Below are 21,433 nucleotides of genomic sequence, written 5' to 3'. Positions count from 1 at the left end.
ACGCCACCGGAAACGAGAGGAACCACCCGACATGACCACTGTTGTCCCAGCACAGCAATCCAGGGGCGGGGGCGGCACCAGCGGCCTGTACGACGTCCTGGAACTCATCCTCGACCGAGGGCTGGTGATCGACGCGTTCATCCGAGTCTCCCTGGTCGGTATCGAAATACTCAAGATCGACGTTCGGATCGTGGTCGCGAGCGTCGACACCTATCTGCGGTTCGCCGAGGCGTGCAACCGACTCGACCTGGAGTCGGGCCCGAACAAGTCGCCCGGACTGCCCGAGGTCGTCGAGGGCATCACCGAGAACGGTGCGCGGTCCAAGACCAAGGGCGCCCTCTCCGGCGCGGGCGACACCGTCTCCAAGGCCGCCCAGTCGGTGGCCGACGCGATCCGTCCGTCGGAGGAGGAAGAGGAGGAGGAGCCGCGCCGGCGCCGTCCGGCCCGTAAGGCGGCGCCACGGAAGTCCGAGGAGTCCTCATGACCACGTATGTCTACGGCATCGCGCGGGGCGAGGTCCCGGACCTGGGCGATCAGCTGCTGGGCATCGGCGACCCCCCGCTGCCGGTCCGGGCGCTGAACGAGGGCGAGCTGGCCGCGATCGTCAGCGACTGCCCGCCCGAGCTCAAGCCCCGGCGCCGCGATCTGCTGGCCCACCAGCATGTGCTGGCCGAGGTCAGCGACTCCCGCGCGGTGCTGCCGATGCGCTTCGGCAGCGTCTCGTCCAGCGACGACGACGTCCGCAGCGTGCTGGCCGAGCACGCCGACCGCTACCAGGACCAGCTGAACCGGCTGTCCGACCGGGTGGAGTACAACGTCAAGGCCGTGCACGACGAGGACTCGGTGCTGCACCAGGTGCTCGCCGAGGAGCCGGAGCTGCGGATGATGGCGGAGGCCAACCGGGCGGCGGGCGGCGGCACCTACGAGGACCGGGTGCGCTTCGGCGAGCTGATGGCGGGCGCGGTACGGGCCCGTGAGGTACGGGACGCGAAGCTCGTGGAGGAGGCGCTGGCGCCGACCGCCGAGGAGGTGCGGCCCGGCCCGGAGAGCGGTGGCTGGTTCGTGAGCCTGTCGCTGCTGCTCGGCAAGGACTCCGCCGATCCGCTGCTGTCGGCCGCCGCCGATCTGGAGCGGTCCCATCCCTGGCTGAAGTTGCGGATCAACGGTCCGCTGCCGCCGTACAGCTTCGTCGAGTCCTGATGCTGATGATCGGCTGGGTGCTGAGGCAGGTCGTCGCCGCGGCGGAGCGGGAGTACTACGACCCGGCCAACATCCAGCGCGCCCTGGCCGAGCTGGAGGCCCAGCTCGACCAGGGCGTGATCGACGAGAAGGAGTTCGAGCGGCAGGAGGACGTGCTGCTCGACCGGTTGGAGGAGGCGCACCAGTGGGCGAACGGGACTCTGTGACCACCCGGGGCGGTGTGGCCCCGACGGCCGGCGCCTACGGCTCACCGGCGTCGTCGCTCGGCTCCTCGGGGTCGTACGGGCTGGCCGGACGGGGTGAGGGCGGGGCGAACCTCGCCGACATCCTGGAGCGGGTGCTCGACAAGGGAGTGGTGATCGCGGGCGATATCCGCATCAATCTGCTCGACATCGAGCTTCTCACGATCAAGCTCCGGCTGATCGTGGCCTCGGTCGATAAGGCGAAGGAGATGGGCATCGACTGGTGGGAGCACGATCCCTCGCTCTCGTCACGCGCCCGGACCGGGGTGGACGGCGGCGAGAAGGCCGAGGTGACCGGCGGGGAGAACCGGGGGACCACCGAATGACCGACGGACTGCGGTACGCCTACGCGGTCGTGCGCGACACCGGTGCGCCGGAGGCCGCCCTGGACGCCCTCACCGCCCTGGAGGGGGTGACCGGCGTCGCGGACGAATCGGTGTACGCCGTACGCCATCTGGGGCTCGCCGTGCTGGCGGGCGCCGTACCGGCCGAGGACTACGCCGAGGGCTCGCTGCGGGAGCGGCTGGAGGACATGGCGTGGCTGGAGAAGATGGCCCGGGCCCATCAGCGGGTGGTCGACACCGCCGGTGCCGAGTCCTGTGTCATACCGGTCCGGCTGGCCACCATATGCCTCGGCGACGAGGGGCTGCGGCGGATGCTCGCCACCGGCCGGGAGCGGTTCGCCTCCGCGCTGGACCGGCTGGAGGGCCGGGTCGAATGGGGCGTCAAGGCGTACGCCACACAGCCCGCCGCCGAGCAGCCGCCCGCCGGGGCCGAACAGCCGCCCGCCGGGGCCGTGGCCGCCCCGAGCACCCCGAACTCCCCTGGCACCATGTCCGGCCGCGACTATCTGCGCCGCCGCAAGGCCCAGCGGCAGGCCGCCGAGCGACGCTGGGGCGATACGGAGGAGGGCGCGCGGCTGGTGCACGACACCCTCAGCGGGCTGGCCGAACAGTCCCGGCTGCATCCGCCGCAGGACCCCCGGCTGTCGGGGATCGCCGACCGCAATGTGCTGAACGCCGCCTATCTGGTGCGGCGCGAGGACAGCGCCGACTTCGCCGAGCGGGTCGGTGAGCTGGCCGGGCGGACGCCCGCGCTGCGGGTCGAGCTGACCGGCCCCTGGGCACCGTACTCCTTCACCGCCATGGACGAGAACTCCGGCGCGGCAGGGGAGACCGAGAGCGCGGGGGCGGACGGATGACGATGGCCCCCGGGGGTCCCCTGGCCCATCAACAGATCGCCCTGGTGGACGTGTTGGACCGGCTGCTCGCGGGCGGCGTGGTGATCACGGGTGATCTGACCCTGCGGATCGCCGACGTCGATCTGGTCCGTATCGATCTGCGCGCGCTCATCAGCTCGGTCAACGCCAATGTGCCGTCCCCCTGGGAGGAACCGTGAGCCGCAAGCTCGAGCTGGACCAGGACACCGTCGAACGCGACCTGATGAAGCTGGTGCTCACCGTCGTGGAGCTGCTGCGCCAGCTCATGGAGCGGCAGGCGCTGCGCCGGGTGGACCAGGGCGACCTGACGGAGGACCAGGAGGAGCGGATCGGGCTGACGCTGATGCTCCTGGAGGACCGGATGGGCACGCTCTGCGACCGCTACGGCATCGCGCCCTCCGATCTCAATCTGGACCTTGGGCCACTCGGTCCGCTGCTGCCCCCGAGGGAGTGACGCTCGGGGCAGCTCCCCGGATCACGCCGCCCACGGGGCGATCATGGCGTTACCCGCCCAGGACACGGAGGAGTCCCGATGGCGACAGAGACCGCGCGGGCCGCCGGTCCGGTACCGGAAACGCGGCAGGGCAGCGTGCTGGTGGACTGGCTCACCACCACCGACCACAAGAAGATCGGGCATCTGTATCTGATCTCGTCATTCGGCTTCTTCCTGGTCGGCGGCGTGCTGGCGCTGGTGATGCGCGCCGAGCTGGCCCGTCCGGGACTCCAGATCGTCTCGCAGGAGGAGTTCAACCAGGCGTTCACCCTGCATGGCACGATCATGCTGCTGCTGTTCGCGACCCCGGCGTTCGCGGGGTTCGCCAACGAGATCATGCCGCTCCAGATCGGGGCGCCCGATGTGGCCTTCCCGCGTCTCAACATGCTGTCGTACTGGCTGTATCTGTTCGGCGGGCTGATCGTGGTGGCCGGTCTGCTGGTGCCGGGGGGCGCCGCGGACTTCGGCTGGACCGCCTACGCCCCGCTCAACAGCCCGATCCGCTCCCCCGGTATCGGCGCCGATATGTGGATCATGGGGCTGGCGCTGTCGGGGTTCGGGACGATCCTGGGCGCGGTGAACTTCCTGACCACCATCATGGCGATGCGCGCGCCGGGCATGACGATGTTCCGGATGCCGATCTTCACCTGGAACACCCTCTTCACCTCGATCATGATCCTGATGGCGTTCCCGGTGCTGGCGGCGGCGCTGCTGGCGCTGGAGGCGGACCGGCGGTTCGGGGCGGTGGTCTTCGATCCCCGGTACGGCGGGCCGCTGTTGTGGCAGCACCTCTTCTGGTTCTTCGGCCATCCCGAGGTCTACATCATCGCGCTGCCGTTCTTCGGCATCATCTCCGAGATCATCCCGGTCTTCTCGCGCAAGCCGATCTTCGGCTATGTGACGCTGATCGGCGCGACCATGGCCATCACCGGGCTGTCGATGGTCGTCTGGGCGCACCACATGTTCGCCACCGGATCGGTTCTGCTGCCCTTCTTCTCCCTGATGTCGTTTCTGATCGCGGTGCCGACCGGGGTGAAGTTCTTCAACTGGATCGGCACCATGCTGGGCGGCTCGGTGTCCCTGGAGGCGCCGATGCTGTGGGCGGTCGGGTTCCTGGTGAGCTTCCTCTTCGGGGGGCTCACCGGCGTCATCCTGGCCTCACCGCCGCTGGACTTCCACGTCACGGACACCTATTTCGTCGTGGGCCACTTCCACTACGTGGTCTTCGGGACGGTCGTCTTCGCGATGTTCGCCGGGTTCTACTTCTGGTGGCCCAAGTTCACCGGGAAGCTGCTGGACGAGCGGCTGGCCAAGATCCACTTCTGGACGCTGTTCACCGGCTTCCACACCACCTTCCTGGTGCAGCACTGGCTGGGTGTGGAGGGGATGCCGCGCCGCTACGCCGACTATCTGGCGGCGGACGGCTTCACCGCGCTCAACACCGTCTCCACGATCGGCTCCTTCCTGCTGGGCATGTCGACCCTGCCGTTCCTCTACAACGTCTGGAAGACGGCCAAGTACGGCAGGAAGGTGGAGGTCGACGACCCCTGGGGGTTCGGCCGCTCCCTGGAGTGGGCGACCTCCTGTCCCCCGCCCCGGCACAACTTCACCACGCTCCCCCGGATCCGTTCCGAGTCACCGGCCTTCGATCTGAACCACCCCGAGGTGGCGAGCCTGGCGCAGGAGCGGGACCAGCAGCTGAAGCCGCGGGGCTCGGTCAGCCCAGGGCCCGGTCCAGCCGATTCCTGAGCTCCCGGATGTGGTCGTTCAGCTCCACCGGCTCGCGCACCTCGAAGTCGAAGCCGCTCAACGCGATATGGATCACCAGCGCGTCGAGGCTGTGGGCCCCGGTGTGCAGCAGACAGCTGTGCTCGTCCACGGCCTCCAGCACCCCCACCGTGGGCACGAACCGCTCGGCCGCCCGCTCGGCGGGTACCCGCAGCAGCACGGTGGCCCGCTGGGCGTAGACGGAGGTGGTGATTCCCCGGGCCACATAGGCGGCGATGTCGTCTGCGGGCGGGCGGCGCGGGGTGAAGCGGGGGCCGTGCGGCGGGGTCGGGGTGATCCGGTCGACCCGGTACGTACGCCAGTCGGCGCGTTCCACATCCCAGGCGACCAGGTACCAGCGGCGCTGCGCGGCGACCAGCCGGTGCGGTTCGGCGGTGCGGCGGGAGACCGCGCCACCGTGGTCGCGGTACTCGAAGCGCAGCTGATGGCAGTCCCGGCAGGCGGCGGCCAGCTCGGTCAGCACCGCGGGGTCCACCCCGGAGCCGCCGCTCCAGCCGGACAGCGGCACGGTGAAGGCGGTCAGCGCGCCCACCCGGCGGCGCAGCCGGTCCGGCAGCACCTGCTCCAGCTTGGCCAGGGCCCGCACCGAGGTCTCCTCGATGCCCTCGACCCCGCCGCCGGCCGCCTGGCGCAGCCGCACCGCGACCGCCACCGCCTCCTCGTCGTCCAGCAGCAGCGGCGGCAGCTGGGCGCCCGCGCCCAGCTGATAGCCACCGCCGGTGCCCGGCGCGGAGTGCACGGGGTAGCCGAGCTCGCGCAGCCGGTCGACATCGCGGCGCACGGTGCGCGGGGTGACCCCGAGCCGGTCGGCGAGGTCCGCGCCGGACCATTCGCGGTGGGCCTGCAACAGGGAGAGCAGGCGGAGCAGGCGGGCCGAGGTCTCCAGCATGCGCCGAGTCTGTCACCCATCGAGGACAGCCTTCGTCCTCATAGACCCGGGCTCAGGCGAGCGCCTCGATCCGCACCGCGAGATCGTTGTCCATGGTGTAGTACGGCCGGGCCAGTGCCTCCCCGTGCGGACCGGTCACGGTGCGCGGCGGATAGGTGAAGATCTCCTTCTTGTCCGCGACATCGTCCAGTATCCGGGCGAGCCGCGCCGGGGCCATGCTCTGGTCCGCCGGGCGCAGCCACAGATCCCAGACGTCCGCGCCACCACCCCAGGTCCGTGCGAGGTCGGCGTAGGAGAGCGTGAAGGAGAAGTCCGAGCCCTCCACCTCCAGCGGTGCCGTGCGCACCGGGCCCTCGCCCCCGCGGCAGCGGGCCTCCACCACCGCGTCGGCCAGCCACTCGGACGGGTACGCGACGCGGTAGAGCCGCCCCCGCACCGCCATCGTGTCGTCCTCCAGCCGGATCTCCCCGGCCTCGGCGTGGGGCGCCCGCCGCCAGCTGCGCAGCGAGAGGTTGCCGTGCTTGGTGGCGTACGGGATGCGGACGGACAGCGGGGAGGTGCTCGGCCCGGGACGGCGGTCCACGAGCGAGCGCAGATCGTTCAGGCCCGGGGCGAGCCGCCGCGGCTCGGCGTCCCGGTACGCCACATGCACGTCCCAGCGGCCCTCGGCCAGGGCGACATTGCTGGGCAGGGCGGCCTGGAGCCGGCCGTCCGCGGTGGGGCCCAGTGGCAGCCGCACCTCACCGTCGGGGACGTCCTTCCCGCCCCGGCGGACCAGCACCAGCGCACCGCTCCAGTCGTCCTGGCCGCCCGGGGCCGGGCGGGCCCAGTCGGCGATGTGGAAGGTGAGCCCACCGGCGGAGTCCGCCACGCAGTCGGCGCGGGCGGGGGCGGCCTCGGCGGCCTCACTCATTCTGTCCTCCTCGACGTGCTGTGTTGCCTGTGCCGGTGCACTCATGCGACACGCACCTTCCGCAGGGAGTCCTTGGCGGCGAACGCGCCGCCGATCAGGGAGCCGCGGGCCCGGTGCAGGGAGCCCCGCAGACCGCCGCGGCCGATCAGCTCGGAGAACAGCGTCTCGTAACGCCCGGCCACCCGCGAGGGGTCGAAGCGGGCCGAGTCCTTCAGCGCGGCCTGCCCCATCTGCTGGCGCAGCTCGTCGTTGTTGATGAGGTCGAGCAGCGCGGCGGCGATGGCGTCGGTGTCGCCGGTGGGGACGAGACGGCCGTCCACACCATTGTCGATGATCTCCGCGGGCCCGTGCGGGCAGTCGGTGGACACCACGGGAAGGCCGCAGCGCATGGCCTCCACGATGGTCATGCCGAACGACTCCAGGCTGGAGGTGACGGCGGCTATGGAGCCCTTGGCCCACTCGGGGTCGAGCGGATTGGCCGGGCCCATCAGGAAGACGTTGTTGTAGAGGCCGAGCTTGTCGATGAGGGCGCGCAGCTTGGCGTGCTGGGCGCCGCCGCCGTAGATCCGCAGCCGCCAGTCGGGGCGGGCCTCGCTGACCTTCGCGAAGGCGCGGATCAGCAGGTCGTAGCGTTTCACCGGGGCCAGCCGGCCGGCCGCGACCACCCACTTGCCGGTGCCGTCGGCGGGGTCCAGACCGGGCTCGGGCACGCTGTTGGGGACCGCCTCGATCCGCACACCGGGCAGCCGCATCTGGCCGCGGTAGGTCCGGGCGTCGGCCTCGGTCACGGTGGTCACCGCGTCCAGCCGGGGGTAGACGGCGCGCAGGGCCCGCTTCAGTCCCTTGGAGTGGGTGCTGAGCGTCAGATGCTCCTGGCCGACTCGTACCGGACCGCGACGGGCCTCCCGGGCTATGTGGACATTGAGCCCGGGCCGGGTTCCGACGACGATATCGGCCTCGAGCGAGCGCAGATGATCCGCGATACGGCGGTCGGTGAGCGCGCTGTACTGCCTGGAGCGGCCCTCGATCGCGGGGAAGACCTTCGCCGGGCGACCGTGGTCTGGGTCGGCGCCGTCGTAGGAAGGACTGCTCTTCCGGAGGTCCACGAGATGGCTGAGCCGCACCTGCGGACCGGGATCGAAGATCGGCTGGTCGCGGTGGCGGAAGACCGACACGATCTCGACATCGTGCTGCTCCCCCAGGGTGCGGGCGAGGTTGTACGTGGTCCGGATCGTCCCGCCGATCCCGTACGCGTTGTGAATAAGGAAAGAGATGTGCATCCGGCCCCGTATCCCACTGCTTCCCCGCGGACGGGTGTGTCGTCCGCCTACCACGATGTAAGACGGTGAAAAGTGGCACAGGGTTGGGTTTCATCACCTTCTTGTGCTCCAACAGATGTGAAATCGGTAGGGAGTCGGGGGAACCTTTCGACCCGACGGCGCATCAGACCGCGGGGTGGCCAGGCGCGTGACCCACGCCCCGCATGGCCCGTTGTCTACGTATGAGCCGGGAACCACCCGGCCCACCCACCGAGACCGAGGAGCCACCCGTGCCGCGCATGCTCGACGTCAGCGATGACGTACGCGCCGAGATCGGCGACGAAGAAGCCGACCGGCTGCTCGCCGGGGACAACGCCCCGGGCGCTTACGACTGCACGTCCTGCCGCACCCCCGGCAACACCGAGCAGGAGCGGACCAGCACCGTGCTCTTCGTGGGGCAGGAGACGGCGGTGCTGGCCTTCGCGCACGCCACCTGCGTGCCCTCCCAGGTCGTCGCGGTCTCGGAAGACCAGTTGCGCGGTGCGGTGCGCTCCATCACGGGCGAGGACGGCGCGCCGCCGACCGCCGAGGCGTCCCACGCACCGCCCGTACCGGCCGCGTCGCATGCCTCCACGTCGTACTTCCCCGGCCCGGCGGCACCGGCCCCGGACCCGTCGCCCGCCCCGGTCCCGTCACCGGTGTCGCCCGTCGCCGGGTCGCACGCCCCGGCCCCGTCCGGGCACATCCCGGCCCCGTCCGGGCACGCGCCGGTGCCGCAGCAGGCGGTGCTCGGTGTGACCAGCGGGGTGGTGCTGGTCGGTCAGGAGGCGTGCGCGGCGCTGGTGGTGGAGCCGACCGCGCCGATCATCCGCCCCGGTTCGATCGGCCAGGGCGATGAATTCCTCCAGCTCCTCAGCGAGCAGGGGTTCGCCCCGGTGGTCGACCTGGGCCGGCCGCCCGCGCCCAACCCCGGCTGGTCGGTGCTGCTGGCCATGGGACGGCTGCACGCGGTGCTGATGCCGGCGCCGGGCGGCGGCCGCCCGGTGGCCTGGTGGCAGGCGCACAGCCCGATGCCGCTCAGCGAGGGCTGGCGGAGCGCACTGGGCCGCTCCCAGAAGGTGCTGGTCTACGCGGCGGCCGCGGGCACGATCGGCACCCAGCCGCGCGAGGACCAGCTGCGCGCGGCGCTGGACCGGGCCGCCGCGCGCGGCGCCCTGGTCGGCGCTTCGATGCCGCTCGCGGGCACATGACCGCCATGGCCGCCGCCGTCCCGGACTTCCCCCCGGACTTCCCTCCGGACCGCACCGCCCCTTGGCGAGCAGCCCATTCGCCACCGATGCCGCATCCGACGGGCGGCCGGGTCGTTGGCACATACGTGCACGCATACGACCTCTCCTACCGTTCCCCCTCATACGGCTGCATTCCGGCCATGCGCCCCGCGCTGGAGGCAGCGCACGATCCCTGGCGCCACTCCGCCACGCCGATCTACGACGCGTTGTACGCGGAGTACCGCAGGCTGTTCCGGGCGCTGCCCGGCGACCGCTCGGACGAGGAGAACATGGAGTTCGTGGCGTTCGCCGCCATCGGCCAGCCCCGGGGCCTCGTCAGCGGCTACGGCCGCCCGGACGGCCACGGCGGGGCCTGGCACACCGACGAGCTGTACTACCGCGGCTATGTCCCCGCGCTCCCGCCCGGCCGGGGCGAGGAGCCGGGGCACACGTACTGACGCGGTGCCGGGGGCCGGGGCGGCGTGAGCCCCCCGGCGCGGCCCCGCCACGTCCCGCGACCGCGCAGCGCTACCTGGTGCGACCGCGCCATCGCCACTTCTCGCGGTCGCGACCCCGCTACTTCTCGCGGCCGCGTCCCGGCTACTTCTCGCGGTCGTGACCCCGCTACTTCTTGCGGCCGCGCTTCTCGCGCACCCGCACCGAGACCTGGAGCGGCGTCCCCTCGAAGCCGAACTCCTCGCGCAGCCGCCGCTCGATGAAGCGGCGGTAGCCCGCCTCCAGGAAGCCCGAGGCGAAGAGCACGAACCGCGGCGGCCGGGTCCCGGCCTGCGTCCCGAAGAGGATCCGCGGCTGCTTGCCGCCCCGGATCGGATGCGGATGCGAGGCGACGATCTCGCCGAGGAAGGAGTTGAGCCGCCCGGTCGGGACGCGGGTCTCCCAGCCGGCCAGCGCCGTCTCGATCGCCGGGACCAGCTTCTCCATATGGCGGCCGGTGCGGGCCGAGACATTGACCCGCGGCGCCCACTGGATCTGCCCCAGCTCCGTCTCGATCTCGCGCTCGAGGTAGTAGCGGCGCTCCTCGTCCAGGGTGTCCCACTTGTTGTACGCGATGACGAGCGCGCGCCCGGCCTCGACGGCCATCGAGATGATCCGCTGGTCCTGGACGCTGATGGACTCGCTGGAGTCGATCAGCACGACCGCGACCTCCGCCTTCTCCACGGCGGCCGCGGTGCGCAGCGAGGCGTAGTAGTCGGCGCCCTCCTGGAGGTGGACCCGGCGGCGGATACCGGCGGTGTCGACGAACTTCCAGGTGACACCGCCCAGTTGGATCATCTCGTCGACCGGGTCGCGGGTGGTGCCCGCCATCTCGTTGACGACCACCCGCTCCTCGCCCGCGACCTTGTTGAGCAGCGAGGACTTGCCCACGTTCGGCCGGCCGATCAGGGCGATCCGGCGCGGTCCGCCGATCGTCGCCCCGAACGTCTGGGCCGGGGCCTCGGGCAGCGCCTCCAGGACCGCGTCGAGCATGTCGCCGGTGCCGCGGCCGTGCAGCGCGGAGACCGCGTACGGCTCGCCGAGGCCGAGCGACCACAGCATCGCGGCATCGGCCTCGCCGCTGGGCCCGTCGACCTTGTTGGCGCACAGCACCACGGGCTTACCGGCCCGGCGCAGCAGCTTGACCACGGCCTCGTCGGTGTCGGTCGCGCCCACCGTGGCGTCCACGACGAAGACCACCGCGTCGGCGGCCTCGATCGCGAACTCGGCCTGGGCGGCCACGGACGCGTCGATGCCGAGCACGTCCTGCTCCCAGCCGCCGGTGTCGACCACCTTGAAGCGGCGGCCCGACCACTCGGCCTCGTAGGTCACCCGGTCGCGGGTGACGCCCGGGCGGTCCTCCACGACCGCCTCCCGGCGGCCGAGGATCCGGTTCACCAGGGTGGACTTGCCGACGTTGGGGCGGCCGACGACGGCCAGCACCGGCAGCGGGCCATGCCCCGCCGCGGCCAGGTCGCCCTCGACCTCCGCCAGGTCGAAGCCCTCTTGCGCGGCGAGCTCCATGAACTCCGCGTACTCGGCGTCGCCAAGCTCCCCGTGCTCGTCGCCGCCGCTGTGGATCTGGTCGTTCATGAAGATTTCCTCGTCGTCCCTCAGTACCGCGCGCCGCCCCTGGGGGCTCGCGGGTCTATGTCTGTTCCGGGCGGCCGGTGAGCCGCCCGGCGGTGTCCAGATGCGTGGCCAGCCGCTTCTGGATGCGCTCGGTGGCCTGGTCCAGGGCCGCCCGCGTCCGCCTGCCGCTGCCGTCCCCCGCCTCGAACGGGTCGCCGAACACCACGTCGATCCTGCTGCGCAGCCGGGGCAGCGGCCTGGACCGGCCGTCGTCACGCGGGATGGCGGTGCCGAACACCGCCACCGGCACGATCGGCGCGCCGGAGCGCACCGCGAAGTACGCGAGCCCCGAGCGCAGCGAGGCGAAGTCGCCGTCGCCCCGGGTGCCCTCGGGGAAGATTCCCAGCACCCCGCCGCGCTCCAGCACCCCCAGGGCCTGGCCGATCGCGGCGCGGTCGGCGCTCGTACGGTCCACCTTCAGCTGCCCGATACCGCGCAGGAACGGGTCCAGCGGGCCGATGAACGCCTCCTTCTTGACCAGGAAGTGCACCGGCCGCGGCGAGGTGCCGATCAGCATCGGGCCGTCGATGTTGTGGGAGTGGTTCCCCGCGAGGATGACGGGCCCGGCGGACGGGATCCGCCACGCGCCCAGCACCCGCGGCCGCCACAGCCCGTGCATCAGGCCGATGCCGATCCGCCGCCCCACGGCGGCCCCGGCCGCGCTGGGAAGTGTCCCGTCGGTGGTGCTCACGCGACCGTCCGCTTCTCCTCGACGAGGGTGACCACGCACTCGATGACCTGGTCGAGGGTGAGCTCGGAGGTGTCCACCTCGACCGCGTCGTCCGCCTTGGCCAGCGGCGAGGTCTTGCGGCCGGAGTCCAGGGCGTCCCGCTTGGCCAGCGCGGCCTGGGTGGCGGCCAGGTCGGCGGCCTCCTTGCCCTTCAGCTCACCGCTGCGGCGGGCCGCCCGGACCTCCGGGGAGGCGGTCAGGAAGATCTTGAGGTCGGCGTCCGGGAGGACCGTGGTACCGATGTCCCGGCCCTCCACCACGATGCCGCGCGGCGCCTCGGTGGCGATGGTCCGCTGGAGCTCGGTGATCACGGCCCGCACCTCGGGCACCGCGCTCACCGCGCTGACCCGCGAGGTGACCTCCTGGGTGCGGATCGGCCCGGAGACATCGGTGCCGTCGACGGTGATCGTCGGGTTGGCCGGGTCGGTGCCGGAGACGATGGCGGGCTTGCCCGCGGCGTCGGCCACGGCCACGGCGTCCTCGACATCGATGCCGTTGGCCACCATCCACCAGGTGATCGCCCGGTACTGGGCGCCGGTGTCCAGGTAGCCCAGGCCCAGCTTGGCGGCGACGGCCTTCGAGGTACTGGACTTGCCCGTGCCAGCGGGGCCGTCGATCGCGACAATCACTGCTGCCGGGGCGGTCCGGGCGGCGGTTTCCACGGTGACAGACACCTTTCGTGTGCACGGGGCTGAGTTGAACGGGCCGTGTGAGCCTCGGACAAGGTTACTGGCTTCCTCCGGGCGGCTTCGCACCGCTGGGGGACGGCCTCGGGGCCGGGGCCGTGGGCGGTCCGCTCCGCCGCTACTGCCGGATGGACCATCCCCGCTCCCGCAGGGCCTGGGTGAGCCCAGGCGCCGCCGAGGGCTCGACCACCAGCTGGATCAGACCGGCCTGCTGCCCGGTGGCGTGCTCGATCCGGACGTCCTCGATGTTGACGCCCGCCCGGCCCGCGTCGGCGAAGATCCGGGCCAGCTCGCCCGGCTGGTCGCCGATGAGCACCGTCACGGTCTCATAGACGGCCGAGGCGGCGCCGTGCTTGCCCGGCACCCGCTCGCGCCCGGCGTTGCCCCGGCGCAGCACGTCCTCGATCCCGGCCGCGCCGCCGCCGCGCTTGGCCTCGTCGGCGGACTGGAGCGCGCGCAGCGCCCGCACCGTCTCGTCCAGGTCGGCGGCGACGGCGGCGAGCACATCGGCCACCGGGCCGGGGTTGGCGGAGAGGATGTCGATCCACATGGCGGGGTCGGAGGCCGCGATCCGGGTGACGTCGCGGATGCCCTGTCCGCACAGCCGCACCGCCGTCTCATCGGCGTCCTGGAGCCGCGCGGCGACCATGCTGGACAGCAGGTGGGGGGTGTGCGAGACGAGCGCCACCGCCCGGTCGTGGGCCTCGTCCTCCATCACCACGGGCACCGCCCGGCACAGCGCGACCAGCTCGAGCGCGAGGTTGAGCACCTCGGTGTCGGTGCCGCCGGTGGGCGTGAGCACCCAGGGCCGCCCCTCGAAGAGGTCGGCGGTGGCGGCCATCGGCCCGGAGCGCTCCCGGCCCGCCATCGGATGCGTGCCGATGTAGCGGGTCAGATCGCAGCCGAGGGCCTCCAGCTCACGGCGCGGCCCGCCCTTGACGCTCGCGACGTCCAGGACGCCGCGGGCCAGCCCGCGGCGCATGACATCGGCCACCGTGCCCGCCACGTACGCCGGGGGCACGGCGACGATCGCCAGGTCCACGGGGCCCTCGGGCTCGGCCCGCGTCCCGGCCCCGCGCGCCTCGGCGGTGCGCGCCTGGGCCGCGTCGTGGTCGGCGAGGTGCACCTGGACGCCACGGCCGGCCAGGGCCAGCGCGGCGGAGGTGCCGATCAGACCGGTGCCGATGACGAGGGCGGTTCTCATTGGGCGATGTCCTTGCGGAGGGAGCCGGCGGCGCCCAGGTAGACATGGGCGACGTCGGACTTGGCCAGGGGGGTCTCGATATGCGCCAGGATGCGGACGACGCGGGGCATGGCCCCTTGTATGTCCAGCTCCTGGGCGCAGATCAGCGGTACGTCGGTGATGCCCAGCTTGCGGGCGGCGACCGCCGGGAAGTCGCTGTGCAGATCGGGGGTGGCCGTGAACCACACGCTGATCAGGTCGTCCGGGTCGAGGTCGTTCCGCTCCAGGATGGCGGTCAGGAGCGCGGAGACCTGCTCATGCATGTGCTCCGGCTCGTCCCGGTCCAGCTGAACCGCCCCGCGGACTGCTCGTACCGCCACGTCTCGCTCCCCTGTGCGCGCTGTGCCTGTCGTGCCCCGGGCGCGGCCGCGGTGTCCGGCCGCACCCCGATCAGCGTAACGAGCGGGTCGGACAGGCTCCCGGGGCGACCGCTGGGCGAGACGCGTCCGATCAGAGCTCGACCTCGCGCATGAGCATGCCGACCTCGGTGTTGGTCAGCCGGCGCAGCCAGCCGGACTTCTGGTCGCCGAGCGCGATCGGGCCGAAGGCCGTCCGCACCAGCTTGTCGACCGGGAAGCCTGCCTCGGCGAGCATCCGCCGCACGATGTGCTTGCGGCCCTCGTGCAGGCTCACCTCGACGAGGTAGTTCTTGCCGGTGTTCTGCACCACCCGGAAGTGGTCGGCGCGGGCGTAGCCGTCCTCGAGCTCGATGCCGCTCTTGAGCCGCTTGCCCAGGTCGCGCGGGAGCGGGCCCTGGATGGCGGCGAGATAGGTCTTCTTCACGCCGTAGCGGGGGTGGGTGAGGCGGTGGGCCAGCTCACCGTGGTTGGTGAGCAGGATGATGCCCTCGGTCTCGGTGTCGAGGCGGCCGACGTGGAAGAGCCGGGTCTCGCGGTTGGTGACGTAGTCGCCGAGGCACTGGCGACCGTCGGGGTCCTCCATGGTGGAGACGACACCGGCGGGCTTGTTCAGCGCGAAGAAGAGATACGACTGCGTGGCCACGGTCAGCCCGTCGACCTTGATCTCGTCCTTCTCGGGATCGACGCGCAGCCCCTGCTCGGTCACGATCTTGCCGTTGACCTCGACCCGGGCCTGGTCGATCAGGTCCTCGCAGGCGCGGCGCGAGCCCATACCGGCGCGGGCGAGGACCTTCTGGAGCCGCTCGCCCTCCGGCTCGCCGAAGGTCTTGGGCATCTTGACCCGCGGCTTGTCGTGGCGGGCGCGGTTGCGCTCCTCTATCTGCGCCTCGTACTCGCGCGGACGGGCCGGGCCGGGCTTGCGGCCACGGCCCCCGCCACCGCCCTTGGGGCCGCCGCCCTTGGGGCCGCCGCCCTTGGGGCCGCCGCCCTGGCCGCCCTGGGAGCCCTTGGGGCCTCCCTGGGAGCCCTTGGGGCCCGCCTTGGGGCCGCCGCCCACGTCGTAGCGGCGCTCTTCGGGGCGGGGGCGGCCGGCGCGCTGCTGCTGCTCGTCGCGCCTGTTCCCCGCGCCCCGGTAGTTCTTGCCGCTACCGCTGCCCCTGCTGTTCCTGCCGCTGCTTCGCATCAAGTTTCCGTCTGAGAGTGGCCGCTGCCGGCTCGGTGTTCTACGTCGTCGTGCGTTCTGCGTCGTCCTGCGCGTCATCGCCGTCGATGGCGTCCGGATCGAACGACGGCACGCCCTCCTGGGACTCGCCCTCGACCGCGTCCGCCTCGGGGAGGAACGGCGCGAGCTCCGGGAGCTCGTCCAGCCCCCGCAGGCCCATCCGCTCCAGGAAGTAGTTCGTCGTCCTGTACAGGATCGCACCTGTTTCGGGTTCCGTGCCCGCCTCCTCGACCAGGCCCCGCTGGAGGAGGGTCCGCATCACGCCATCGCAGTTGACGCCGCGGACGGCCGAGACGCGGGAACGGCTGACCGGCTGACGGTACGCGACCACCGCGAGGGTTTCCAAAGCGGCCTGGGTGAGCCGGGCCTGCTGGCCGTCCAGGACGAACCCCTCGACGGCGGCGGCGTAGGCCGGGCGCGTGTAGTAGCGCCAGCCGCCCGCGACCAGCCGCAGCTCGAAACCCCGGCCCTGGGTCGCGTACTCGTCGGCCAGCTCGCGCAGCGCGTCCGCGACCGCGCGGCGCGGCCGCTGGAGGACCTTGGCGAGGTTCTCCTCGGTGGCGGGCTCGTCGACGACCATGAGGACGGCCTCCAGGGCGGGCTTGAGGTCCAGCTCGGCGACCTCGGAGAGCCCGGCGGGTGTCCGCTGCTCGCTCAACTCGCTACCTCTTCCTTCTCCTTCTCGGGCGTGGCCGTCTCCTTCTCGGGCGCCTTTTCGGGCTCCTTACGGGGTTTGGCCTCCTGGTCGAACTCGTCGGTGACCAGTGGCCGCTCACCCGCCTCGCCCGTCCAGCGGACCATGAGCGACCCGAGCGCCTCCGGCTGGTCCAGGAGGATCGCGCGCTCGCGGTAGAGCTCCAGGAGCGCCAGGAAGCGCGCGACGACCGTAAGGACGTCGGGAGCGTCCTCGGTGAGCACGGCGAAGGTAGCCTCCCCCAGCTCCCGCAGCCGGGAGACCACCACCTCGGCCTGCTCCCGGACGCTGACCAGCGGAGCGTGGATGTGGTCGACGTAGACCTGCGGCTTGGGCTTGGGCTGCATCGCCTTGACGGCCAGCTTGGCGAAGCCCTCGGGGCCGATGCTGATGACGACGTCGGGGAGCAGCTCGGCGTGGTGCGGCTCCAGGCCGACGGTACGGGGGTGACGGGCGGACTCGGCGGTCAGCCGGTCGTTGAAGATGTCCGCGATCTGTTTGTACGCGCGGTACTGGAGCAGCCGGGCGAAGAGCAGGTCGCGCGCCTCCAGCAGGGCCAGGTCCGCTTCGTCCTCGACCTCGGCGGCGGGCAGCAGCCGGGCCGCCTTGAGGTCCAGCAGGGTCGCCGCGACGACGAGGAACTCGGTGGTCTGGTCGAGGTCCCAGTCCGGCCCCATGGCGCGGATATGGGCCATGAACTCGTCGGTGACCTTGGAGAGGGCGACCTCGGTGACGTCCAGCTTGTGCTTGGAGATCAGCTGGAGCAGGAGGTCGAAGGGCCCCTCGAAGTTGTCCAGCCGCACGGTGAACCGATTGCCGCCGTCCTCGGCCTGCGCCTCGCCCTTACCGTCCCCACCGCTCGCCGCGGGCCCGTCACCCGTCCGGGCCCCGTCGCCCGTCCGGGCCCCACCACTCGCCGCGGCCCCACCACTCGCCTCGGCCTCGTCGCTCCCGGCCCCGGCCGCCGCACGGCCATGCCCGCCCGCGGAGGGCGCCACGTCGAGATCGGCCCGAGCGTGCACCGGCTCCGGCTCGTCCGCCGACGCGTCCTTACGGCCGCGCCCCGCGCCCGCGCCCGACCGCGCGTCCGGGGCAGCGGGGTCGACCGTCGCCGGAGACGGCTCGGGCCCGGCGTCCGGCGCCGTGAGCTCCTCCGAGACGGCCTCGTGCGCCTCGGGCGCGCCCGACGACTCAGCGGTGGCCTCGGGAGCCGTCTGAGCGCCGTCCAGCGGCCCTCCGGCCGCCGAAGGCGAGGCGGGCTCGGCCGTCGCCGTGGCAGGGGCAGGCTCCGACGCCGTGGCGGGGGCGGCCTCCGACGCCGTGCGTGGGCCGGGCTCCGACGCCGTGGCAGGGGCGTTTTCGCTGGGCGGCGCGGCGCGCTCCGCTTCGGCGGTGTCCGCCTGCGGGGCCGGGGCGTCCGAGGCGGGGGGCGGCACGTCGCGGTGGTGCGTGGGCGCGGTGGACCGGTCCGGACCCGTCGTGGCCGGTGCCGCGCCGGGGCCCCGGCCGAGGGTGCGGCGGGAGGGGCGGGGCGGCGGGGCGGGGGTGTCGTTCGTCGGCATCGCGGTCCAGGGTGCTCAGGGCCGGGCGGGGCAGCCCGTACGACCGGGCAGGCTATCGCCCGGCCCGGTCAACGGCCGCGGAGGCGGCGCACCAGGATGCTCGCGTCGCCGCGCGACTCGAGGTCGGCGAGGACGACCGCGACCGCCTCGCGGACGATACGGCCGCGGTCGACGGCGAGCCCGTGCTCGCCGCGGAGCACCAGACGCGCGTGCTCGAGGTCCATCAGCTCCTCGGCGGAGACATAGACCGTGATCTTCTCGTCGTGGCGCTCGCGCCCGCTGGGCCTGCGGTTCGCCGCACGGGCGCGGCGGCGGGCCGGGCCGTTCTGCTCGGCCGCGGCCGAACCGCCCTGGGCTTGGCGGCCCTTGGGCCGGTCCCCGGCGGCGGGGCGCCGCTCGCCGACCGCGTCCTGGGAGGCCGTCTCCCGTCCCGTGTGTTCGCCCGAGCCGGACTGCTCACCGTCCGCGCGCTGCTCCTGCCCTTCGCGCGGTTCGGCGCCCGCGTCGGGTTCGGCGGCGGGCGGCGGGACCCGTGGGCCCTCGCCGTTCGCCTGGCGGCGCCCGGCGGCCGGAGAGGAGGACTGGAGGCCCATCCCCCCGGTGGTGCGGAACAGTTCGTCGGCTCCCGGCAGACTCACTCGGCGTGACACCGGGCGAGCACCTCCCTGGCGAGCTGGCGATAGGCGGCGGCACCGACGGAGTTGGACGCGTACGTGGTGATCGGCTCGCCCGCGACCGTGGTCTCGGGGAAGCGGACCGTACGGCCGATGACCGTGTGGTAGACGTGATCGTCGAACGCCTCGACCACGCGGGCGAGGACCTCACGGCTGTGCACGGTGCGCGAGTCGTACATCGTGGCGAGGATGCCGTCGAGCTCCAGGTCCGGGTTGAGCCGCTCCTGGACCTTCTCGATCGTCTCCGTGAGCAACGCCACACCGCGCAGCGCGAAGAACTCGCACTCCAGCGGCACGATCACCTTGTGCGCGGCGGTCAGCGCGTTGACGGTGAGCAGACCGAGCGAGGGCTGGCAGTCGATGACGATGTAGTCGTAGTCGGCCATCAGCGGCTTGAGCGCGCGCTGGAGGGTCGACTCCCGGGCGACCTCGCTCACCAGCTGCACCTCGGCGGCCGACAAGTCGATATTGCTGGGCAGCAGGTCCATGTTGGGCACGGCCGTCTTCAGCAGCACCTCGTCGGCCGACATGCCCCGCTCCATGAGCAGGTTGTAGACCGTGAGGTCGAGCTCCATCGGGTTGACCCCGAGGCCGACCGACAGGGCGCCCTGCGGGTCGAAGTCGACGAGCAGGACCCGGCGGCCGTATTCGGCCAGGGCCGCGCCCAGGTTGATGGTGGAGGTGGTCTTGCCGACCCCGCCCTTCTGGTTGCACATCGCGATGATCTTCGCGGGACCGTGATCGGTCAGCGGCCCGGGGATCGGGAAGTACGGCAGCGGACGCCCGGTGGGGCCGATCCGCTCGCGGCGCTGGCGGGCAGCGTCGGGCGCGAGCGTGGCCGCGTATTCGGGGTCTGGCTCGTACTCCGCGTCCGGGTCGTAGAAGTGCCCGTCGGGGAGGTCGTCGTAGTCGGCGAAGCGGGCGGGATCCGTGCCCCCCTGGTCGCCGGCCATGGCGTTCACGTGATGGCCGTCCATGCTGTGGCTCTGGTGGGCTGTCGTCGGGCTCTGGCGGGTTGCGAAGGTACGGACAGCGACGGAGCCGACAGCCTCGAGCCCCGAGGGGCCCTGGCCCCGCGCAGCCGGTCCTGGTTGACCACCCCCGGGAGAAAATGTCGACTCATTCACAAGTCGTCCTACCTCCTTGGTGACCAGGAAATTTCTCTATAGGTCAGCGTGACACCATGCCGACGGTTGGCGACTCTATGGCGTGTCACCGGTCCGCAGCAACACAATCCACCGGACACGGCACGATGTGTCGGCAATCGAACACCCCGATGTCAAGGGCGTGTGAACGGTGCCACGGAGATTTCACCACCGCATAAAGCGTCTGAATAGTTGCATTTAGGGCGAGTTGACCGAGCGGTGGTCCGCACTCGATACGGGGCACAGCGGACACACCTTCGGCCGGGCCTCGTCCTTCGACAAGACCCGGCCGGATGCCCGATGTTGACATGTGGTTGACGGTCCGGGTTGACCGTCCGGCAACCGGGGTTAACGGGCCCCCGGCGGCCGGGTCCGGTGAACTCCGGGCGTCATTCAGCCGATCAGCGAGCCCAGTTCGACGACGGGCAGCTCGTGGGCCTCGGCGACCGGGCCGTAGACGACCTGACCCTCATGGGTGTTGAGCCCCTTGGCCAGCGCGGCGTCCCGGCGCAGCGCGTCCCGCCAGCCGCGGTTGGCCAGCTCCACGATGTACGGGAGCGTGGCGTTGGTGAGCGCGTGGGTGGAGGTGTTCGGCACCGCGCCGGGCATGTTGGCCACGCAGTAGAAGACCGAGTCGTGGACCTCGAAGGTCGGCTCGGCGTGGGTGGTGGGACGGGAGTCCTCGAAGCAGCCGCCCTGGTCGATCGCGATGTCGACAAGGACACTTCCCGGCTTCATCCGGGACACCAGCTCGTTGGTGACCAGCTTGGGCGCCTTGGCACCCGGGATGAGCACCGCGCCGATGACCAGGTCGGCGTCGAGGACGGCCTTCTCCAGCTCATAGGCGTTGGAGGCGATGGTCTGCACCCGGTTGCCGAAGATCCGGTCGGCCTCGCGCAGCTTGTTGATGTCCTTGTCCAGCAGGGTGACGTGGAAGCCCATGCCGATGGCGATCTGGGCGGCGTTCCACCCGGAGACGCCACCGCCGATGACCACCGCCCGCCCGGCGGCCACACCCGGCACCCCGCCGGGCAGCACACCGCGGCCGCCGGCCGAGCGCATCAGGTGGTACGCGCCGACCTGCGGCGCGATCCGGCCCGCGACCTCGGACATCGGCGCGAGCAGCGGCAGGGCGCGGTTCGCGGTCTCGACGGTCTCGTAGGCGATGGCGGTGGTGCCGGACTCCAGCAGCGCGTCGGTGCAGGCCCGGGAGGCGGCCAGGTGCAGATAGGTGAAGAGCGTCTGACCCTTGCGCAGCCGGTGGTATTCCTCCGCGATGGGCTCCTTGACCTTCAGCAGCAGGTCGGCCGTGGCCCAGACCTCGTCGGCGGTGCCGAGGATGCGCGCGCCGGCTCCGGTGTACTCCTCGTCCGTGATGGACGAGCCGAGGCCCGCACTCCGCTCGATGACGACCTCATGGCCGCCTCGGACCAGCTCGTGCACACCGGCGGGGGTGATGGCCACACGGAACTCGTTGTTCTTGACCTCGCGGGGGATACCGACCTTCACGTCGATCACGGTCCTTGAATGGGGGGAAAGGAACATATCGCCATAGCCGGTCATGGGTCGCTACACCATCGACCATAGACAGGCAAACCGGCACATGCGTCCGCATGCCGGAGACGGCCGCAACAATCGCGGTACAGCCAGTCTAATGAAGGACGTCGCGCTGTCTAGCCTTGCAATGCATCAATCTTTTGGAAGACCACTACTGATTTCG

24 protein-coding genes are annotated in these 21,433 nt (G+C 71.8%); 10 read left to right on the top strand and 14 right to left on the bottom strand.

Annotation, left to right across the window (positions count from 1 at the left end):
• Nucleotides 1-31: 31 nt before the first annotated feature.
• The 8 genes from ABD329_RS35990 to ctaD all read left to right on the top strand — a co-directional run bounded on the left by ABD329_RS35990 (nt 32) and on the right by ctaD (nt 4,903).
• Nucleotides 32-484: a gas vesicle structural protein GvpA gene (locus tag ABD329_RS35990; RefSeq protein WP_037950146.1), complete on the top strand. Its 453-nt coding sequence runs from the start codon at nt 32-34 to the stop codon at nt 482-484.
• The gene (locus ABD329_RS35985; protein WP_198276194.1) at nt 481-1,200 is read left to right on the top strand and encodes a GvpL/GvpF family gas vesicle protein; all 720 of its coding nucleotides are present in this window, start codon (nt 481-483) and stop codon (nt 1,198-1,200) included. Before ABD329_RS35990 ends, ABD329_RS35985 begins: the two co-directional genes overlap by 4 nt.
• Nucleotides 1,201-1,217: 17 nt before the next feature.
• Nucleotides 1,218-1,406 (top strand): gas vesicle protein GvpG, encoded by a 189-nt coding sequence (locus ABD329_RS35980; protein ID WP_425574423.1) that lies wholly within the window; start codon nt 1,218-1,220, stop codon nt 1,404-1,406.
• A gap of 80 nt (nt 1,407-1,486) precedes the next feature.
• Nucleotides 1,487-1,768 (top strand): gas vesicle protein, encoded by a 282-nt coding sequence (locus tag ABD329_RS35975; RefSeq protein ID WP_246618310.1) that lies wholly within the window; start codon nt 1,487-1,489, stop codon nt 1,766-1,768.
• Nucleotides 1,765-2,643 (top strand): GvpL/GvpF family gas vesicle protein, encoded by an 879-nt coding sequence (locus ABD329_RS35970; RefSeq protein ID WP_198276196.1) that lies wholly within the window; start codon nt 1,765-1,767, stop codon nt 2,641-2,643. The genes ABD329_RS35975 and ABD329_RS35970 overlap by 4 nt, the downstream gene beginning before the upstream one ends.
• Entirely contained in the window at nt 2,640-2,840 is a 201-nt protein-coding gene (locus tag ABD329_RS35965; RefSeq protein WP_198276197.1) for a gas vesicle protein, read from the top strand. Before ABD329_RS35970 ends, ABD329_RS35965 begins: the two co-directional genes overlap by 4 nt.
• Complete coding sequence (locus tag ABD329_RS35960) at nt 2,837-3,115, top strand: gas vesicle protein K (RefSeq protein WP_037949869.1); 279 nt, start codon at nt 2,837-2,839, stop codon at nt 3,113-3,115. Before ABD329_RS35965 ends, ABD329_RS35960 begins: the two co-directional genes overlap by 4 nt.
• A 78-nt stretch (nt 3,116-3,193) precedes the next feature.
• Entirely contained in the window at nt 3,194-4,903 is a 1,710-nt protein-coding gene (gene ctaD / locus ABD329_RS35955; RefSeq protein WP_198276198.1) for an aa3-type cytochrome oxidase subunit I, read from the top strand.
• Here the strand turns inward: ctaD and ABD329_RS35950 are convergent.
• From ABD329_RS35950 to ABD329_RS35940, 3 genes are read right to left on the bottom strand one after another with little or no spacing between them, the layout of a single operon-like run.
• Nucleotides 4,872-5,831, bottom strand: a complete 960-nt coding sequence (locus ABD329_RS35950; protein WP_198276199.1) for a helix-turn-helix transcriptional regulator — start codon at nt 5,829-5,831, stop codon at nt 4,872-4,874. The two genes, ctaD and ABD329_RS35950, sit on opposite strands and share 32 nt — an antisense overlap.
• A gap of 52 nt (nt 5,832-5,883) precedes the next feature.
• Complete coding sequence (locus ABD329_RS35945; RefSeq protein WP_198276200.1) at nt 5,884-6,744, bottom strand: hypothetical protein; 861 nt, start codon at nt 6,742-6,744, stop codon at nt 5,884-5,886.
• A 41-nt stretch (nt 6,745-6,785) separates the two neighbouring features.
• A complete protein-coding gene (locus tag ABD329_RS35940) occupies nt 6,786-8,024 on the bottom strand; it encodes a glycosyltransferase family 4 protein (RefSeq protein ID WP_198276201.1) in 1,239 nt (412 codons plus the stop codon).
• Nucleotides 8,025-8,293: 269 nt separating this feature from the next.
• Here ABD329_RS35940 and ABD329_RS35935 point away from each other — a divergent pair, with 269 nt between their 5' ends.
• Both ABD329_RS35935 and ABD329_RS35930 read left to right on the top strand, forming a co-directional pair.
• Nucleotides 8,294-9,253: a hypothetical protein gene (locus ABD329_RS35935; protein WP_425574422.1), complete on the top strand. Its 960-nt coding sequence runs from the start codon at nt 8,294-8,296 to the stop codon at nt 9,251-9,253.
• A gap of 179 nt (nt 9,254-9,432) precedes the next feature.
• On the top strand, nt 9,433-9,729 hold the full coding sequence (locus tag ABD329_RS35930) for a hypothetical protein (protein ID WP_306420095.1): 297 nt from the start codon (nt 9,433-9,435) through the stop codon (nt 9,727-9,729).
• A gap of 166 nt (nt 9,730-9,895) precedes the next feature.
• Here the strand turns inward: ABD329_RS35930 and der are convergent, their stop codons facing one another.
• From der to ald, 11 genes are all read right to left on the bottom strand, one after another.
• The gene (der, locus tag ABD329_RS35925; RefSeq protein ID WP_198276203.1) at nt 9,896-11,359 is read right to left on the bottom strand and encodes a ribosome biogenesis GTPase Der; all 1,464 of its coding nucleotides are present in this window, start codon (nt 11,357-11,359) and stop codon (nt 9,896-9,898) included.
• 55 nt (nt 11,360-11,414) lie between these two features.
• A complete protein-coding gene (locus tag ABD329_RS35920) occupies nt 11,415-12,089 on the bottom strand; it encodes a lysophospholipid acyltransferase family protein (protein ID WP_198276204.1) in 675 nt (224 codons plus the stop codon).
• The gene (gene cmk, locus ABD329_RS35915; RefSeq protein ID WP_309142664.1) at nt 12,086-12,790 is read right to left on the bottom strand and encodes a (d)CMP kinase; all 705 of its coding nucleotides are present in this window, start codon (nt 12,788-12,790) and stop codon (nt 12,086-12,088) included. Before cmk ends, ABD329_RS35920 begins: the two co-directional genes overlap by 4 nt.
• Nucleotides 12,791-12,932: 142 nt before the next feature.
• Nucleotides 12,933-14,018, bottom strand: a complete 1,086-nt coding sequence (locus tag ABD329_RS35910) for a prephenate dehydrogenase (protein ID WP_198276206.1) — start codon at nt 14,016-14,018, stop codon at nt 12,933-12,935.
• Complete coding sequence (aroH, locus tag ABD329_RS35905; protein ID WP_198276207.1) at nt 14,015-14,377, bottom strand: chorismate mutase; 363 nt, start codon at nt 14,375-14,377, stop codon at nt 14,015-14,017. The genes ABD329_RS35910 and aroH overlap by 4 nt, the downstream gene beginning before the upstream one ends.
• A 130-nt stretch (nt 14,378-14,507) precedes the next feature.
• Nucleotides 14,508-15,599 (bottom strand): pseudouridine synthase, encoded by a 1,092-nt coding sequence (locus tag ABD329_RS35900; RefSeq protein WP_198276208.1) that lies wholly within the window; start codon nt 15,597-15,599, stop codon nt 14,508-14,510.
• 40 nt (nt 15,600-15,639) lie between these two features.
• The gene (scpB, locus tag ABD329_RS35895) at nt 15,640-16,296 is read right to left on the bottom strand and encodes an SMC-Scp complex subunit ScpB (RefSeq protein WP_138911310.1); all 657 of its coding nucleotides are present in this window, start codon (nt 16,294-16,296) and stop codon (nt 15,640-15,642) included.
• On the bottom strand, nt 16,293-17,894 hold the full coding sequence (locus tag ABD329_RS35890; RefSeq protein ID WP_344317458.1) for a segregation/condensation protein A: 1,602 nt from the start codon (nt 17,892-17,894) through the stop codon (nt 16,293-16,295). Before ABD329_RS35890 ends, scpB begins: the two co-directional genes overlap by 4 nt.
• Nucleotides 17,895-17,962: 68 nt before the next feature.
• Nucleotides 17,963-18,544: a hypothetical protein gene (locus ABD329_RS35885; RefSeq protein ID WP_198280046.1), complete on the bottom strand. Its 582-nt coding sequence runs from the start codon at nt 18,542-18,544 to the stop codon at nt 17,963-17,965.
• Nucleotides 18,529-19,545, bottom strand: coding sequence for a ParA family protein (locus ABD329_RS35880; RefSeq protein ID WP_020872375.1), 1,017 nt, complete (start codon nt 19,543-19,545; stop codon nt 18,529-18,531). The genes ABD329_RS35885 and ABD329_RS35880 overlap by 16 nt, the downstream gene beginning before the upstream one ends.
• Nucleotides 19,546-20,106: 561 nt before the next feature.
• Nucleotides 20,107-21,222 carry an alanine dehydrogenase gene (gene ald / locus ABD329_RS35875; protein ID WP_198280049.1) on the bottom strand — a complete coding sequence of 372 codons (1,116 nt, stop codon included), beginning with the start codon at nt 21,220-21,222 and terminating at the stop codon, nt 20,107-20,109.
• Nucleotides 21,223-21,433 lie beyond the last annotated feature (211 nt).

The sequence above is a fragment of the Streptomyces javensis genome, from assembly GCF_039525925.1.
In the GTDB taxonomy this organism is placed as follows: Bacteria; Actinomycetota; Actinomycetes; order Streptomycetales; family Streptomycetaceae; genus Streptomyces; species Streptomyces asiaticus.
This window is presented reverse-complemented; position numbering and strand designations above follow the sequence as displayed.

What these genes read in the sequence shown, in the direction of transcription:
- ABD329_RS35950 (WP_198276199.1), bottom strand. Translation starts at nt 5,831, where the DNA reads ATGCTGGAGACCTCGGCCCGCCTGCTCCGCCTGCTCTCCCTGTTGCAG.
- der (WP_198276203.1), bottom strand. Translation starts at nt 11,359, where the DNA reads ATGAACGACCAGATCCACAGCGGCGGCGACGAGCACGGGGAGCTTGGC.
- ABD329_RS35985 (WP_198276194.1), top strand. Translation starts at nt 481, where the DNA reads ATGACCACGTATGTCTACGGCATCGCGCGGGGCGAGGTCCCGGACCTG.
- ABD329_RS35910 (WP_198276206.1), bottom strand. Translation starts at nt 14,018, where the DNA reads ATGAGAACCGCCCTCGTCATCGGCACCGGTCTGATCGGCACCTCCGCC.
- ABD329_RS35965 (WP_198276197.1), top strand. Translation starts at nt 2,640, where the DNA reads ATGACGATGGCCCCCGGGGGTCCCCTGGCCCATCAACAGATCGCCCTG.
- ABD329_RS35880 (WP_020872375.1), bottom strand. Translation starts at nt 19,545, where the DNA reads ATGGACGGCCATCACGTGAACGCCATGGCCGGCGACCAGGGGGGCACG.
- ABD329_RS35970 (WP_198276196.1), top strand. Translation starts at nt 1,765, where the DNA reads ATGACCGACGGACTGCGGTACGCCTACGCGGTCGTGCGCGACACCGGT.
- ABD329_RS35990 (WP_037950146.1), top strand. Translation starts at nt 32, where the DNA reads ATGACCACTGTTGTCCCAGCACAGCAATCCAGGGGCGGGGGCGGCACC.
- ABD329_RS35890 (WP_344317458.1), bottom strand. Translation starts at nt 17,894, where the DNA reads ATGCCGACGAACGACACCCCCGCCCCGCCGCCCCGCCCCTCCCGCCGC.
- ctaD (WP_198276198.1), top strand. Translation starts at nt 3,194, where the DNA reads ATGGCGACAGAGACCGCGCGGGCCGCCGGTCCGGTACCGGAAACGCGG.
- ABD329_RS35945 (WP_198276200.1), bottom strand. Translation starts at nt 6,744, where the DNA reads ATGAGTGAGGCCGCCGAGGCCGCCCCCGCCCGCGCCGACTGCGTGGCG.
- ABD329_RS35900 (WP_198276208.1), bottom strand. Translation starts at nt 15,599, where the DNA reads ATGCGAAGCAGCGGCAGGAACAGCAGGGGCAGCGGTAGCGGCAAGAAC.
- ABD329_RS35940 (WP_198276201.1), bottom strand. Translation starts at nt 8,024, where the DNA reads ATGCACATCTCTTTCCTTATTCACAACGCGTACGGGATCGGCGGGACG.
- ABD329_RS35930 (WP_306420095.1), top strand. Translation starts at nt 9,433, where the DNA reads ATGCGCCCCGCGCTGGAGGCAGCGCACGATCCCTGGCGCCACTCCGCC.